We start from the raw sequence: 13,115 nt of genomic DNA, 5'->3' as shown, positions 1-13,115 counted from the left end.
GTCGCCGGCCCAGGTCGCGAACGGATTACCGTTGAAGTTGATCGCACCGACCTTCTGATTGAGGCGATGATTGTTCCAGCCGTAACGGCCCTGAACGTAGTCAACCGCGGCCTGGCTGCGGTTTACTAAAAAAACATCTACTTCATAAATATAATTGGTGGTGGTATAAAAATCGCTGCCCCGGGTAGTAATGCGCTGTTCGTTGGTATTGAGTAAGCCCAAATCCATATTTTGCCATTGCAGCGTAGCACTTAATTTACCATCCATAAAAGATTTTTTTAAAGACAAGCTAGGCGTAAAGAAACGCGAATCTTCACCTTGCGCCGTTACCCTTTCGGATATATAGTTCAGGGTCCACTGCAGGTTCAGGGTAGAAGATAAATTAAACGTATTATTGGTATTGATAGAATAAACCAGGCTGCTGTTATTAACCGCTACCGCATTATTAAACAAATTACCTTTAATCGAATAATCGTACACATTGCCTCCCAAATAAAGCTTCCACCAAGCAGTTGGTTTTATATCTAAACCGGTTTCCAAGCCAAACTGGCGCGCCCGGCCAGCATTGGTATAAATCCGGCTAATAATGGTATCGGCGTAAACTTTATTTACCCGGTTCACAATATTATCGATGCCCTGGTAGTAAGCCGTAAAAAATACGGAGCCGGCTTTAAAATTTTTAATTACTCCCAATTCGGCCAGGTTAATAAATTCCGGTAACAGGTTGGGGTCGCCTTGTTCCAGTGTTTCGGAGTGTTCACGTTCGGGCAAGGGATTTAGGGCAAAATTGCTGGTGCGTTGCACCCGGCGGCTATAACCGGCCTTGGCTTTCCAGTTTTCGGTAAAAGTATAGAGTACATTGGCCGAAGGAAATAAATTACTTAAATTAAGTTCCAGCGGTTGTTCGTTGCGGATGGTTAAATCGCGCGCCGCGTACTCGTAACGCAAGCCGCCGCTATAATTAAGTTTATTTTGCTTGCCAGAATATTGCGCATATAAAGAATTAATTCTGTTTTGCAGACTTACCAAGCCGCTAAACTCCGGGTAAAAAATATACCGGTTGCTGCCTAAGCTTTTCTCGCGGTAAGAAAAATTGCCATCGTCTTTATGGTACCGGAACTGGTAGCCCGCCTCTAGTTTGCCCGGACCCAGCGTAGCCGCATAATCTATTTTAAAGCGGTAACCCCGCAGAGGTCGGTCGGTGGTGGTTTCGGTGTATTGTAAAGTGTCGGCGGTTTCGGCGTTACGCAGGTTGCGGTTTTTAGTATAGCCCGATAGGTTGTCGTTTTCAATAAGGCCGGAAACCGCCAGCGTAGCTTTATTTGCAAACGTATGGTTATAATCTAAGTTAGCAATGGTAAAAGTACCGTGCCGCCGTACCAAGTTAGAGTTAAAATAATTGCTACGGCCAACTATTTGCCCGGTTGCCAGATTGGTATTGGTGTTGGTGTAAAAAATATCGGCTAGGCGGTATTCGGTACGGGTTCCATTATAAATACCGGCGTTAAGGCTATTATTTTTATTTATGCTGTAGGTAACCACGCCCCGTACCGAGTGGTTGTACCTATCCTGGCTGCGCTCGCCAACCGAAGGGAAATGCGTATACCGGTTGCCAATGGTGGTATTTACATCGCCTACCCGGCGGCCGGCAATATCGTTGCGCAGGTAACTGCCACCTACCGAAATATCCCATTTGTTTTGCCGGAAATTAAGCGTAGCATCGGCTCCGTAACGTTTCGGCGATTCGGCGTTGTTGTAATCTTCTACGCTGGGTAAACCCACTTGCACATTGGCCAACACGCCAAAGCCATTGTTAGCCCCGGTTTTAGTGGTAATATTTATAATACCGGCGCGGCCGTCTGGGTCGTATTTGGCCGAAGGCGCAGTAATAATTTCTACATTTTCAATGGCGTTGGCCGGAATTTGGCTTAAAACCTGGGCCGCATCGGATTGTACTGGCTTGCCGTTGAGGTAAACAATAAAGCCGGTAGAGCCCCGCATGCTTATTTCGCCCTGGGCATTTACCGATACCGAAGGCATATTCCGCAGCACATCAATACCGGTGCCGCCCGTAGCCGACTGAAACTGATTGGCGCTGTATACTTGTTTATCGATCTGGTGGTAAACGGTGGCTTTTTGGCCGGTTACCTGAATTTCCTGTAAGAGCTTGGTGCTAGGTGCCAGCAGAATATCTCCTACATTCAGGTTTTGGTTTTTGCTTAAAGTAATATTATCTACTTTTTTATCTTCGTAGCCCAAAAACTGGAATTGCAGGTAATAATTGCCGGCGCTTAATTTTTCGAGGTAAAATTTCCCGTTTTCATCGGTTAAGGCGCCAGTCAGCATTTTGTTCTCGGGGGTGCTGTAAATCGTAACGGCCGCAAAACCTATGGGCTGGTTTTCTTTACTATCCCGGACAACACCCGTAATAGAACCCGATTGCGCAAATGATTTAAGTAAAACCACAGAAAGCAGGAACAGGAGACTAAAGACTTTTTTCATTAACTAAATTTAAGCTGATAAATAAGTACAAAGGAAAGATTTTTCTAAAGTTAAACTTGGTATATAAAGTGATTAATTCGGTATAAATCGAAACTGTTTTATAAAATGGATAATGTAATGAATAATACACAAAGCTATTTAATGTTGGCACTAAATTTCTTAGGAGATAAGCCGGTGAATTTTTTGAAAAACTTGGCAAAATGAGAAGAATCGTGGAAGTTTAACCCGAAGGCTATTTCAGAAACACTTTTGTTTGTATAAAGAAGTAACTTTTTAGCTTCTAAAATAACTTTTTCGTGAATCAGGTCGCTGGCTGTGCGGTTAACGGTTTTCTGACAAATATCATTTAAATATTTAGGCGTTATATGCAACAGATCGGCATATTCCTGTACTTGCCGCTTTTCTATAATATTCTCATCCAGGGCAATCTTAAATTGTTTAAACTTTTCAGACAGAGAGAACAAAACATTCGCCTCGGTGGGGTTTATAAACTGCTTTAACTTAATGCTAATAATGCGCAGATAAGCTGCGGCTATACTTTCGCCGTCTGGGTTAGAGTCGTTTTGGTATTCACTGATTATTTTCTCAAATAAATCTAGTATACCCGTGGCTTCGTTTTCCGGAATAGCATAACCGTTTAAGAAATAAGCCAGATTTGTAAAAAGGTTGGGGTCAATTTGTTGCTGCAATAAAAAATCGTACCGGAACATAAGCACAAAGCCTTTGGGTACCTGGGTAAATTCCCAGCAATGAATCTGGCCGGGCTGAATAAAATAGATAGCATTAGGATGTACTGGAAGTTTTTGTAAATCAATGGTATGCCAACCAGCCCCTTGGGTCAGGTAAATAATTTCGAAATAACTTTTATGGCCGTGGGGTTTGGTAGCTTTTATAACTTCTTTCATCCGGCTAATTTTAATATTTAAGCCAGTTTCAATTTTATTTTTTAGTAATAGCTCGCTTACCATATCTTGTATTAAACCATACAAATTAAGAAATATCACTTACCTAAAGTAATAATTTATACCTCGTACTATAACAAATAGCCAAAGCAGGTAAATCTAATGTAGTTGTAAGTAATATATTTTTAGCTGCTCCTATTATAAAGGAAGATATTGGCTATATAGGTAAACCAATAAACAGCTATCAAAATCAGAAATGAAGTTTTAATTTTTGGGTAAGCCCTGTCCAATGTACGCTTAATTACGGTAGAAGTACATTTTATATCTAATCCATTACTTGTAGCTGCCCCATCTGTACCAGGCACGGATGCATTAATTCATTCAGGCTTGGTTTCGGGAGAATGGTTTATTAATTTTGCAGGCTCAATAAGTTAAACCCATGAAGGTTATTAATATTACTTTTAAGTTTGCCGATGGCCAGCCCGACCAAAGCCACATTGCGGCGGAAGGAGAATCGGTACTGGACATTGCGCTGAACAATGCTATAAAATTGCAACATAACTGTGGCGGCGTATGTGGTTGCAGCACCTGCCATATTTATGTAGAAGCCGGTATAGACGATTTACCGGAAATTTCGGATAAGGAAGAAGATTTTATTGACCGGGCCGTTGACCCCAGGCTTAACTCGCGGTTGGCCTGCCAGTGCGTAGTGCAGGGCAACGAAGATTTAGTAGTAACCATACCGGAGCAGGATTTTCTGGGGCACTAAGAAACTGCCAAATTACCCAATTACCACAGGTACCGGGTTAACTTAAGAAAATAGTTAATACCCAAGCCAAATAAGTACGAGCCACCCGATTGACAAAGATCAACAGCCTGGCAATCTTAATAAAATATTTAAAACACTATAAGATATAAAGATGAGCAACAGTTATGAGCCACCCATGAACTGGAACGACCATGAAGATATTGCCATGGCCTTGTACGAAAAATTTGGGGATGAATTTGATGAGTCTAAAATTTACCGCATCCGGTTTACCGATTTACTGGAATGGGTGCTGGCTTTAGATAATTTTGAAGGTACCCGCGACGGCGCCAACGAAGGGCACCTGGAGCAAATTCAGGCCAAATGGGTTTACGAGTGGCGCGATAACCAATAAGCCAAACGAACCTTCATTTGCCTCCCGAATAAACAATTTAATGGCAGATAAATTATTTACAAGAATAAGTTATCTGCCATTTTTCTTTCTGGCGCCAGGCTTTTATCAACCTATTTAACTATGCGGTAAACGCTGGTTTTAGCAGCGGCCGTCACGTAAACAGCATATCCGTTTTATAAACCCATTTTACCCGGAGGTAACAACTCCTGTTCTAATATTATGCAGCATCATCCTTCTTTAGATTTAAGTAAAGTAAAAGCATTTATTCTGGATGTAGACGGCGTGCTAACCGACGGAACTTTATTAGCTTTGGCTTCGGGCGAACAGGTGCGTAGCTTTAATATAAAAGATGGTTTTGCCATTCGGCACGCCATTAAAAAAGGCTACCGCGTAGCCATTATTTCGGCCCGGGAAGAAGAAGGCGTGCGCAAGCGACTACAATCTTTAGATGTAACGGATATGTATTTGGGCACTGCCGATAAACAAGTGGCCTTTGCGCATTACTTGGCTAAATATAATTTACAGCCTGCCGATATTGCTTATATGGGCGATGATATACCCGATTTAAAAGTAATGCAGCAGTGCGGAGTTGCCGCCTGCCCCGAAGATGCCGCTCCCGATATTATTTGGGTAGCCAATTATATTAGTAGCAAACCGGGTGGCAAAGGCGCTGTGCGTGAGCTAATTGAGGCAGTTTTAAAGTGGCAGCAAAAGTGGTGAAAAAGGGGCTAACAGTACTATTTTCAAAAAAGTTCAAAAAGATCTTGAAAAAGTTGCTTTAAAATAAAATACTCCTATATTTACGAGATATTTTAATTTCAAATTTTTTAATTTTTATGAAAACAGGAACAGTAAAATTCTTTAATGAATCAAAAGGCTACGGATTTATTACAGACGACATTAGCAAAGAAGACTTCTTTGTACACGTTACGGGTTTGAATGGCATCCAGATCCAACAAAACGATAAAGTTGAGTTTGATACCCAAGAAGGTAAAAAAGGCATCAACGCCGTTAATGTAAAGAAAGTTTAAGGCTCACCTATACATCCAACAACGTTATTTAAAAGCTCCTTCCCCGGAGCTTTTTTTATTTAGGTACATTTAAAGTAGCTTTGTTCTAAATCGGTTGCCGCTATACACTGGGCTATATTTCTCCTGTTTCACTTGAAAAAAGTTTTTAATTTAATCCGGTTACCTAACCTGGTAATTATTGGCCTGTGCCAGGTACTGGTACAGGTGTGTTTGCTGCAACCGGCGGTGGCGGTATCCGAGATACTGCAAACCGAAAGATTTTATTTACTACTGCTAGCTACCTTTTGCGTTTCGGCGGCCGGCTACATCATCAACGATTATTATGATATAAAAATAGATGCTATTAACAAGCCCCAACGCCTGGTAGTAGGCAAAGGTGTAAATCGCCGGCAAGCCATTCTGGCCCACATGATTTTATCGGCTATGGGGGTAATTGTTGGGTTTACTTTGGCTTGGCCAGTAGGCTTAATTAATGCGGGTGCCGTTTTGCTTTTGTGGGGATACTCGGCGCAATTAAAAAAAATGTTGTTACTGGGCAACCTGGTTATCTCTTTTTTATCGGCTACCATGTTGCTGGTAGTAGCGGTAAATTTGGGCGTCGATAACAAGGCTGTTTGGGCTTACGCCTTATTTTCCTGCATTATCTCGCTTATCCGGGAAATAATTAAAGATATGGAAGACGTGAAAGGCGATGCCCGCTTTGGCTGTCGCACGTTGCCTATTGTGGTGGGCATACCTAATGCCAAATGGGTACTTTACTTTTTACTAGCTATTTTTTACCTAACGGTTATATCGGCTATTATTTACCGGTGGCACGATTGGTTATTTTGTGCTTATATGCTGTTGCTGGTAATTGTACCTTCTATCATATTCTTCCTGAAAATCAGAACTGCCGACCGTAAAAAAGATTTTTCAAGGTTAAGTAATTGGTGTAAAGGTATTATGCTGGCCGGTATTTTATCGATGCTCTTTTTCCGGTAACACTAGTCTTTTTTTATTTCTAAACAATTTTAGAAATAGTTTAATTTATACTTGGTATAATGCTAGATAATCGCTTTTTCTTTTTATATATTAAGTATTCAGCATAAACTTAAAATACCCGCTACTTTACTACTTGCCGGCATTTACTGCGGTTGTGTTGCCTAATTTTATTTAAGCTTGGTGTATGAAAAAACTGTTATTCACCTTATTCATTTATCTGGGTTGGGCATACCAATGTGTGGCTGGCTATCCGCCGCCCGATAGTACCCAAAAACAAAAAAAGTTAAGTATTACGCCTTTTCCGGCTTTATTTTCCTCGCCCGAAACCGGTATAGGTTACGGGGCGTTGGTGGTACCGGTGTATAACTTTGGGCAAGATTCTTTAACCCGCAACTCAAACGGGCAGGTGTTGGCGTATTATACCCAGAAAAAGCAATCGTCGGTACAACTGAGTTATAATATTTATACCAACCACGAGAAGTTCATTATTAACGGCAATGCCAATTTCTACGATTATCCTATTCAATATTTTGGTACCGGCAATGCCAACAACAACGCCAAAGATTACACCATTGTAGATTATAAATTATTGTATTTTCAGAACCGGGTGCTGCGGCAGGTCAGAAAATATTTATTTGCCGGTGGTGTTTACCATATAAATAAAATTTACGATATCAGTTCTACCGCCAACAGCAAAATTTACGACCGCCCGGCTAGTGAGCTCGATGGCAGTATAACCTCGGGTTTAGGGCCGGTTTTACTGTACGATAGCCGGAATAATCCGTTAAATAGTACCCGCGGTTTTTACGCCTCGTTTACTTCTTTGCTCAGCCGCAAAGGTTTAGGTAGCGAATTTGGCTTTACGCGTTACGCTTTAGATGTACGCAAATTTATTCCTTTAAGTGAAAAGCAGGTTTTGGCATTCCAGGGTTTAGGCCGTTTTCATGGGGGACAAGTGCCTTTTCGGGAACTAGCCTTAATGGGTGGCGGCGGTGGCGGTGCCGAAGCCGGCGGCATGCGCGGTTTTTTTAAAGGCCGTTACCGCGATCGCGAAATGATAGCCTTGCAAACCGAATTTAGGCAGCAGGTTTTTTCGCGGGTAGGTTTTGTGGTATTTGCCGGTGCCGGCGAAGTAGCGCCCAGGATGAATGCTTTTAACACCGATAATTTGCGGTATGCGGGCGGCGGCGGTATTCGGCTAATGTTAAACCGCAAAGAGCGGCTCAATATCCGGATTGATTACGCAGTAGGTACTAATGGCGCCAGTGGCTTGTATTTTGATATTGGCGAAGATTTTTAATGAAAGCGTGTAAAGAGCCTGTACTAAACATAAAACTTAATTTAATAAGCAAAGTATGTTGTTAGAGCCGGTTCAAATTTTGGTTAATGGAATAAATATTTATTTAAGACATACCAGTCAAAACCGAAACGTGCGCTTATATTTATTAAATTTATGTTGCCGTAGTTTTTAATTTATAGTAAGGAAAGAAGTGCTTGTAAAAACCCGGGGAATTGTATTAAATTTTATCAAATTTAGGGAAACCTCTATTATTGCCCGGGTATATACCGAAGAACTGGGCCTGCAGACCTATATTGTAAACAGTGTCCGGCAAAAATCTACCACTTCCCGCATAGCCTTGTTTCAGCCGTTTACGCTACTCGATATGGTGGTGTATACTTCGGCCCGCGGCGGCATTACCCGCATCTCAGAATATAAAGTGAGCTACCCGTATACTTCTATTCCGTACGACATCCGGAAGAGTAGTATTTTATTGTTTCTGGCCGAAGTAATTTCTTATACCATAAAAGAGGAAGAAGAAAACCACCCGTTGTTTACATATATGTACCAGGCTATGGTCTTCTTCGACCAACAAACCGAGGGCTTTGAAAATTTTCATTTAATATTTCTGCTGCAGCTTTCTTTCTTTTTGGGTTTTGGCCCTACGTCCGGCGCCGATGTAACTTCGCAGGTGGCTTTTGCCGGCAGTCAGCAGTTTATTGGTGGGCGGCCGGCCGTTATTCATTTTCAGCTATTCGAGACGCATTTAGACGCTTTGCTGCATGAGCCGGAAACGGCCCAGATTCCCAATGGCAAGGTACGCCGCGAATTGTTGCAGATTATTATTAAATATTACCAGTTACACGTAGAAAAACTCGGCGAAATTAAATCGTTGCAGGTTTTATCAGAAGTGCTGGCCGAATAAAAAAGCCTTATTCCGGCAGAAATAAGGCTTTTTTAGGTTTGTATCAGTTTTTAAATGAAATCAGTTCCAACTCAAAAATTAAATCAGTATTGGGCGGTACTTTGTACTGATCATCGTCGGCTTGCAGGCCGGCGGCTCCGTAGCCCAAAGCAGCAGGTACTACCATTACCAACTTGGTGCCGGCGGGTATTAGCAGCAATATTTCTTCCCAGGCCGGTATTAATTCGTTTTTACCAAGCCGTAATTTTAGCGGTTTACCATCTAACGACGACGAATCGAAAATGTGCCCGCTTTTAAATTTACCGGTAAAGTTTACGGTTACTTTAGCGCCTTTAGCGGGCGTAGCCCCCTGGCCGCGTTCTAAAATTACGTATTTAATACCAGAGGCAGTTATGGTAGTATCGGATTGCGCCCAGGCTTTGCCTATCGCTAACCAAAACAAAACGGCTACCAGCGCTGCCCGGAACATTATTTTACCTCTAATATGGTTAATTCGTAAACCGTAACAGAAGAATATTGCCCGTAACCCATTAATGCTGGAATGATAATAATGGCTTTTTCGCCGTTTTGCATCAGCAGCAAGCCTTCGTTTAAGCCCGTCAGATTATTACTCGAACCAACCAGAAAAGAAGCTGGCTGGCCGGAGTCATAAGTCGATTCTTGTTTCTGGCCGTAAATATCCCGGATAATATAATGTGCTTTAACGGTATTGCCCCGCTTAATGGGGGTACCATTGCCGGCAACTTGCGGAATATAATATACGCCCGAAGATTGCCGTTGGGCATTCTGAATATTATTATCGGTTATATACTGTTGGATAGCTTTCTCGTCCCGTTCATTTATCTGATCAAACCGTTCAGAATAATCGTCTTTACACGCCGGTAAAAAAACGACGGTGCAAAAAAGCGCTAATAAATAAATTAAATTGCTTTTGAGGTAGCGCATAGTTATTAAGGATTTCTGGCTTCGATGAGCTCAATTTCAAAAACAAGAATAGTATTGGGGGCAATGTTGCCCTGGGGTTGCCCACTAGCTCCGTAGGCCAAACCCGAAGGCAGGAAAAAACGCCCTTTACCACCTACTCTAAGCATAGAAACACCTTGCTGGTAACCGTAAATACCGCCATTAGAGCTCCATAACTGGAAATCATACGTTTGCTTGCCGTAGGAGCTTTGCAGTTCAGCACCGTTTAAATTAAATAAGCGGTAATGGGTTTTAACAATTTGACCTGCTACGGGTTGTACACCGGTACCTAACGTTTGTTCTTCGTAAAACAAACCGGTTTTGGTACTTTTGGCCGTAATATTATTCGCATTTAAATGCTGCTGAATTAACACGGTATCAATACCTATTTGCCGTTTAAAAGCTTCTTCTTGCTCAAGAGCTAGTTGGTCCAGGTTGCTGTCGTCTTTCATACAACCCGAAAATGAGAAAGAAAAAATGGCCAGCAGTAGTCCGGTGAAAAATAAGCTACTGCTCCGCTGTAATTTTTTAGAAAAAGGTAAGGTACGCATGTTAATTAAATTTATTGTTGTGGATTAAATTGCGGTTGCATGTCTTGGGCCGACATTTCCTTTACATCCACTAACTCCACATCAAAACGTAGTACAGAGTTAGCTGGAATGCCTGGACTTTCCTGCGGACCGTACGCCATGGTTGAGGGAATTAATAAAGTGGCTTTACTGCCTTTGTTTAATAAAGCTATGCCTTCATCCCAGCCCCGGATAACCGCGCTTTGGCCTAACGGAAATTCTATTGGCCGGCCATTTTTCTTAGACGAGTCAAATTCTTTACCGTCGAGGGTAGTGCCAGTATAATTTACCGATACCATTTTGCCCGGTTCTGCCTTTGGTCCGTTGCCCTGTTGGGTTACAACGTAATAAAGACCCGTACTAGTCTTCTGAGGTTGCATGCCTTTTTCTTTTATATATTTTTGAATAACGGCATCGTCGGTTTTATTTTGTTTATCCATATAAGCCGTCATGGCGTTTTGCTGGTCCATCATGGCTTCTTGCTGGCTCATTACTTTTTCAGCCGAAATGAAAAACGTTAATAAAGAGCCTTTCTGAATAAACGGTGGCAGGGGCTGCCGGAAAGTTTTGGTGAAAAGAGAATCAGCGTTTATTTTAAATACTCCGCTGTCGCCGGGAGCCAAAGCGGCAAAAGCTTCTTCTAAACCACCTTTAAAAGATGGCTTCATTACCGGAATCCAGAACGGCATGCCTTTCGAGTAAGAATCCATTAATACCGAGTCTTTTTTGCTTTTGGCAGTTATGCCCTGGTATTTCATGTGCATGCGCACAATCTGGCCTTCTTTGTTTAGTTTAGTGGTGTCTTTTAAGCTCGGCATATCTTTGGCGGTGTATTTGCCGTCTTTATCTTTGGTAAAGAGCTTGTATTCTAAACCGGTTTCTGATTTTTTAAAGCTGCCGCCCTGATTATTGCAAGCCTGAAAAGCGAGCAAGCCAGCCAGTGCCGGCACTATTAAAAGAGATTTCTTTAACATTGGGTTTTTAATTATTTAAAGTTTATTGGTTTTGAACTAGTTGTTGCTGGTATTCTGGTAATAAGCTAATAAATTTTCGTACTGTTTCGTCGAGCGGTAAATAAGAGATGCCGCCGGCCGCGTTGCGGTGGCCACCGCCATCAAAGTGTTTGCGGGCAAAGTCATTTACCGAAAATTCGCCTACCGACCGGAAAGATATTTTTACGGCTGAGCCCCGGTCTATGATAACGGCGGCAAAAACCACCCCTTCCATAGATAAAGCAAAATTTACGAGACCTTCGGTATCGCCGGTTTTAGAGTCATATTCTTTTAATTCGGCCGCACTTATGGCAATGTAAGCCGTTTTAAACTCCCGTAGTACAGTCAGTTTATCTTTGAGCACATAACCTAAAAAGCGTAAACGCGATTCGGTGTGGCTATCGTATATTAACCGGTGAATATTAGAGGTATTAACACCAATGTGCAGGAGTTCGGCAATAATAAGGTGCACGTTGCGGGAGGTGCTGGGGTGCCGGAAAGAACCCGTATCGGTCATAATGCCGGCATACAGGCATTCGCCAATTTTAACATCAATCAGTTCCTGGTCGCCTAAATCCCGGATTACTTCAAATACCAGTTCGGCAGTAGCCGCGGCCGAAGTATCAGAAAAAACAATATCGGCAAAATTTTCGGGTTCCAGGTGGTGGTCAATGAGTACTTTTTTAGCCGGCGCCTGCCGGATGTACTCGCCCATTTCGTTGATGCGGCTCAGGGCCGAAAAATCAAGACAAAAAATAACTTCGGCCTGATTGATGAGTTTCTGAACGAGTTTACTCTTTGCTTCTGAGTAGATAATAACATCTTCGTTGCCTGCCATCCAGTTTAAAAAATCTGGATAATCGGAGGGTGTAACTACGGTTACCTGGTGACCTTTCTTTTTCAGATAACCAGCTAAGCCTAATGAAGATCCCAGTGCATCGGCATCAGGTTTATGATGCGTAGTAATCAGGATCTGTTTTGGATTCGTAAGTAGCTCGGCAAGAGCAGCAATATTATGCATTATTCGCTTAAAAAGTGCCCGTTTTATATCAGGTACAAGACACAAAATTCAGCATTAATAACTTCTAAAACAAAAAAATAATTCAATCAGGATTTATTCGGGGCAAATGGCATTTACTATTTTAGCCGAAACAAAAGAAATTACCGAAAGAGTATTACTTTTGCACCGCATTTGGCCGGGGGGAAGTTATATTTTATTGCCGGTTGGGTTTATTACCCGTACAAGCTACAACCCAACGAACAAAGCCCAAAAAGTAAAATATAAAAACTTAAATTAAAATAAAATTAGACAATGGCATCAAACAGAACATTTACCATGATTAAGCCCGATGCGGTGCAGGATAACCACATTGGCGCCATAACCCAGATGATAGAAGCCGATGGTTTCCGGGTAGTAGCAATGAAAAAGACCCGCTTAACTCCCGAAAGAGCCGGTAAATTTTACGAAGTGCACAAAGAGCGGCCTTTTTATAACGATTTAGTTACGTACATGAGCTCTGGCCCAATTGTGGCCATGATTTTAGAAAAAGATAATGCCGTAGCTGATTTTCGGAAATTAATTGGAGCTACCAACCCAGCCCAGGCCGAAGAAGGAACTATCCGTAAAAAATACGCCAAATCGGTAGAAGCCAACGCGGTACATGGTTCTGACTCTGATGAGAATGCCCAAATAGAAGGCGACTTTTTCTTTGGTACCGACGAGCAGTTTTAAGCAAATAAATTAATAATGGAAGCGAAAGCCTTCTGGTTATACCGGAAGGCTTTTTTATTTTATGCAAAACGGCTGCGTT

The 13,115-nt window shown here is 42.1% G+C and carries 16 protein-coding genes; 9 read left to right on the top strand and 7 right to left on the bottom strand.

What is annotated here, in order from left to right:
• Positions 1-2,502: TonB-dependent receptor (locus ACO1R6_RS08965; protein WP_486264034.1), on the bottom strand; the 2,502-nt coding region annotated here is incomplete at its 3' end.
• A 134-nt stretch (positions 2,503-2,636) separates the two neighbouring features.
• Positions 2,637-3,407 (bottom strand): AraC family transcriptional regulator, encoded by a 771-nt coding sequence (locus ACO1R6_RS08960; RefSeq protein WP_486264032.1) that lies wholly within the window; start codon positions 3,405-3,407, stop codon positions 2,637-2,639.
• Between the two features lie 436 nt (positions 3,408-3,843).
• On the opposite strand from ACO1R6_RS08960, the gene ACO1R6_RS08955 reads away from it, so the two are divergent.
• From ACO1R6_RS08955 to recO, 7 genes are all read left to right on the top strand, one after another.
• Positions 3,844-4,173, top strand: a complete 330-nt coding sequence (locus ACO1R6_RS08955; protein ID WP_486264030.1) for a 2Fe-2S iron-sulfur cluster-binding protein — start codon at positions 3,844-3,846, stop codon at positions 4,171-4,173.
• A 151-nt stretch (positions 4,174-4,324) separates the two neighbouring features.
• Positions 4,325-4,564 carry a Fe-S cluster assembly protein IscX gene (iscX, locus tag ACO1R6_RS08950; RefSeq protein ID WP_486264028.1) on the top strand — a complete coding sequence of 80 codons (240 nt, stop codon included), beginning with the start codon at positions 4,325-4,327 and terminating at the stop codon, positions 4,562-4,564.
• Between the two features lie 219 nt (positions 4,565-4,783).
• A complete protein-coding gene (locus tag ACO1R6_RS08945) occupies positions 4,784-5,284 on the top strand; it encodes a KdsC family phosphatase (protein ID WP_486264026.1) in 501 nt (166 codons plus the stop codon).
• Between the two features lie 116 nt (positions 5,285-5,400).
• Positions 5,401-5,595 carry a cold-shock protein gene (locus tag ACO1R6_RS08940; protein ID WP_146899093.1) on the top strand — a complete coding sequence of 65 codons (195 nt, stop codon included), beginning with the start codon at positions 5,401-5,403 and terminating at the stop codon, positions 5,593-5,595.
• Between the two features lie 132 nt (positions 5,596-5,727).
• Positions 5,728-6,576 (top strand): geranylgeranylglycerol-phosphate geranylgeranyltransferase, encoded by an 849-nt coding sequence (locus ACO1R6_RS08935; protein WP_486264024.1) that lies wholly within the window; start codon positions 5,728-5,730, stop codon positions 6,574-6,576.
• Positions 6,577-6,760: 184 nt separating this feature from the next.
• Positions 6,761-7,876 carry a BamA/TamA family outer membrane protein gene (locus ACO1R6_RS08930; protein ID WP_486264023.1) on the top strand — a complete coding sequence of 372 codons (1,116 nt, stop codon included), beginning with the start codon at positions 6,761-6,763 and terminating at the stop codon, positions 7,874-7,876.
• A 190-nt stretch (positions 7,877-8,066) separates the two neighbouring features.
• Positions 8,067-8,780, top strand: a complete 714-nt coding sequence (gene recO / locus ACO1R6_RS08925) for a DNA repair protein RecO (protein ID WP_486264022.1) — start codon at positions 8,067-8,069, stop codon at positions 8,778-8,780.
• 43 nt (positions 8,781-8,823) lie between these two features.
• Here the strand turns inward: recO and ACO1R6_RS08920 are convergent, their stop codons facing one another.
• From ACO1R6_RS08920 to ACO1R6_RS08900, 5 genes are read right to left on the bottom strand one after another with little or no spacing between them, the layout of a single operon-like run.
• Entirely contained in the window at positions 8,824-9,249 is a 426-nt protein-coding gene (locus tag ACO1R6_RS08920; protein WP_486264021.1) for an FKBP-type peptidyl-prolyl cis-trans isomerase, read from the bottom strand.
• Complete coding sequence (locus ACO1R6_RS08915) at positions 9,249-9,725, bottom strand: FKBP-type peptidyl-prolyl cis-trans isomerase (protein ID WP_486264019.1); 477 nt, start codon at positions 9,723-9,725, stop codon at positions 9,249-9,251. The genes ACO1R6_RS08920 and ACO1R6_RS08915 overlap by 1 nt, the downstream gene beginning before the upstream one ends.
• A gap of 5 nt (positions 9,726-9,730) precedes the next feature.
• The gene (locus ACO1R6_RS08910; protein WP_486264018.1) at positions 9,731-10,294 is read right to left on the bottom strand and encodes an FKBP-type peptidyl-prolyl cis-trans isomerase; all 564 of its coding nucleotides are present in this window, start codon (positions 10,292-10,294) and stop codon (positions 9,731-9,733) included.
• 11 nt (positions 10,295-10,305) lie between these two features.
• A complete protein-coding gene (locus ACO1R6_RS08905) occupies positions 10,306-11,286 on the bottom strand; it encodes an FKBP-type peptidyl-prolyl cis-trans isomerase (protein ID WP_486264016.1) in 981 nt (326 codons plus the stop codon).
• A 22-nt stretch (positions 11,287-11,308) separates the two neighbouring features.
• Positions 11,309-12,325 (bottom strand): DHH family phosphoesterase, encoded by a 1,017-nt coding sequence (locus ACO1R6_RS08900; protein WP_486264015.1) that lies wholly within the window; start codon positions 12,323-12,325, stop codon positions 11,309-11,311.
• 106 nt (positions 12,326-12,431) lie between these two features.
• Between ACO1R6_RS08900 and ACO1R6_RS08895 the strand changes: the two genes are divergently transcribed.
• Both ACO1R6_RS08895 and ACO1R6_RS08890 read left to right on the top strand, forming a co-directional pair.
• Positions 12,432-12,602, top strand: coding sequence for a hypothetical protein (locus tag ACO1R6_RS08895; RefSeq protein ID WP_486264014.1), 171 nt, complete (start codon positions 12,432-12,434; stop codon positions 12,600-12,602).
• A gap of 14 nt (positions 12,603-12,616) precedes the next feature.
• Positions 12,617-13,036, top strand: coding sequence for a nucleoside-diphosphate kinase (locus tag ACO1R6_RS08890; RefSeq protein WP_486264013.1), 420 nt, complete (start codon positions 12,617-12,619; stop codon positions 13,034-13,036).
• Positions 13,037-13,115 lie beyond the last annotated feature (79 nt).

Source organism: Adhaeribacter sp. (genome assembly GCF_057359045.1).
This window is presented reverse-complemented; position numbering and strand designations above follow the sequence as displayed.

What these genes read in the sequence shown, in the direction of transcription:
- ACO1R6_RS08960 (WP_486264032.1), bottom strand. Translation starts at nt 3,407, where the DNA reads ATGAAAGAAGTTATAAAAGCTACCAAACCCCACGGCCATAAAAGTTAT.
- ACO1R6_RS08955 (WP_486264030.1), top strand. Translation starts at nt 3,844, where the DNA reads ATGAAGGTTATTAATATTACTTTTAAGTTTGCCGATGGCCAGCCCGAC.
- iscX (WP_486264028.1), top strand. Translation starts at nt 4,325, where the DNA reads ATGAGCAACAGTTATGAGCCACCCATGAACTGGAACGACCATGAAGAT.
- ACO1R6_RS08945 (WP_486264026.1), top strand. Translation starts at nt 4,784, where the DNA reads ATGCAGCATCATCCTTCTTTAGATTTAAGTAAAGTAAAAGCATTTATT.
- ACO1R6_RS08940 (WP_146899093.1), top strand. Translation starts at nt 5,401, where the DNA reads ATGAAAACAGGAACAGTAAAATTCTTTAATGAATCAAAAGGCTACGGA.
- ACO1R6_RS08930 (WP_486264023.1), top strand. Translation starts at nt 6,761, where the DNA reads ATGAAAAAACTGTTATTCACCTTATTCATTTATCTGGGTTGGGCATAC.
- ACO1R6_RS08920 (WP_486264021.1), bottom strand. Translation starts at nt 9,249, where the DNA reads ATGTTCCGGGCAGCGCTGGTAGCCGTTTTGTTTTGGTTAGCGATAGGC.
- ACO1R6_RS08915 (WP_486264019.1), bottom strand. Translation starts at nt 9,725, where the DNA reads ATGCGCTACCTCAAAAGCAATTTAATTTATTTATTAGCGCTTTTTTGC.
- ACO1R6_RS08910 (WP_486264018.1), bottom strand. Translation starts at nt 10,294, where the DNA reads ATGCGTACCTTACCTTTTTCTAAAAAATTACAGCGGAGCAGTAGCTTA.
- ACO1R6_RS08905 (WP_486264016.1), bottom strand. Translation starts at nt 11,286, where the DNA reads ATGTTAAAGAAATCTCTTTTAATAGTGCCGGCACTGGCTGGCTTGCTC.
- ACO1R6_RS08900 (WP_486264015.1), bottom strand. Translation starts at nt 12,325, where the DNA reads ATGCATAATATTGCTGCTCTTGCCGAGCTACTTACGAATCCAAAACAG.
- ACO1R6_RS08895 (WP_486264014.1), top strand. Translation starts at nt 12,432, where the DNA reads ATGGCATTTACTATTTTAGCCGAAACAAAAGAAATTACCGAAAGAGTA.
- ACO1R6_RS08890 (WP_486264013.1), top strand. Translation starts at nt 12,617, where the DNA reads ATGGCATCAAACAGAACATTTACCATGATTAAGCCCGATGCGGTGCAG.